This is a genomic window from Caulobacter sp. CCH9-E1, from assembly GCF_001556515.1.
In the GTDB taxonomy this organism is placed as follows: Bacteria; Pseudomonadota; Alphaproteobacteria; order Caulobacterales; family Caulobacteraceae; genus Caulobacter.
This window is the reverse complement of record NZ_LSJA01000311.1, coordinates 1-909: the sequence shown is the minus strand read 5'-3', so window position 1 is coordinate 909 and position 909 is coordinate 1. Positions and strand designations below refer to the sequence as shown.

At 69.9% G+C, this 909-nt stretch carries 1 protein-coding gene; it reads left to right on the top strand.

All coding sequences use genetic code 11. The features are described 5' to 3' along the window. Positions 1–836: efflux RND transporter periplasmic adaptor subunit (locus AX690_RS17485; protein ID WP_066730503.1), on the top strand; the 836-nt coding region annotated here is incomplete at its 5' end. Positions 837–909 lie beyond the last annotated feature (73 nt).

The window sequence follows — 909 nt, the reverse complement described above, 5'->3', positions numbered from 1 at the left end:
CCAAGCGCCTCGGCGACCCCGTGCGGGCCGGCGAGACCCTGGCCCTGGTCTCCAGTCGCGAGGCCGCCCAGATCTCAGCCGACCGCAGCGTGGCTTCGGCCAGGGCCGACCTGGCCCGCAAGAACCTGGCCCGCGAAAAGCGCCTCTTCGAACAGAAGGTCAGCCCGCGTCAGGACTACGAGACGGCTCAGGCCGAAGTCGCGGTGGCCGAGGCCGAGGCCCGTCGCGCGGCCACGGCCGCCGGCGCCTCGGCGGTGTCGGGCGGCTATGTCGCCGTCATCAGCCCGATCAACGGCCGCGTCACCGCCATGACCGCCAGCCTGGGCGCCTTCGTGGCCCCCGAGACCGAACTCTTCCGTATCTCCGATCCGGCCAAGATCCAGGTCGACGCGTCGGTTACCGCCGCGGACGCCCGCAGGGTCCAGCCCGGCGACCAGGCGATCGTCGAGACGACCAGCGGCGAGACCCGCACCGCCGTCGTGCGATCGGTGACCCCCGGCGTCAACGAGGAGACCCGCAGCGCCACGGTGGTCCTGACCCTGACCGGGGGAACCGGCGCGCTGCAGCCGGGCCAGTTGGTCCGCGCCCGCATCACCTCGCGCCAGTCGACCTCCAGCGGGATCGTCGTCTCCGAGGAGGCTGTTCAGAACCTGAACGGGAACGACGTCGTCTTCGTCCGGACCAAGGAGGGCTTCCGCGTGCAGCACGTTCTGGTCGGCCAGCGCAGCGGCGGCCGGGTGGTCATCGTCGACGGCTTGAAGGGGGGCGAGACCGTAGCGGTCAAGAACGCCTTCTTGCTGAAGGCTGAGCTCGGCAAGAGCTCGGAAGAAGACTGAACCCCTAACCGCTAGTCCGGAGACACGCCGAAATGATCGGTCGCTTACTCTCGATGTCGGTGAAGGGGCGTTG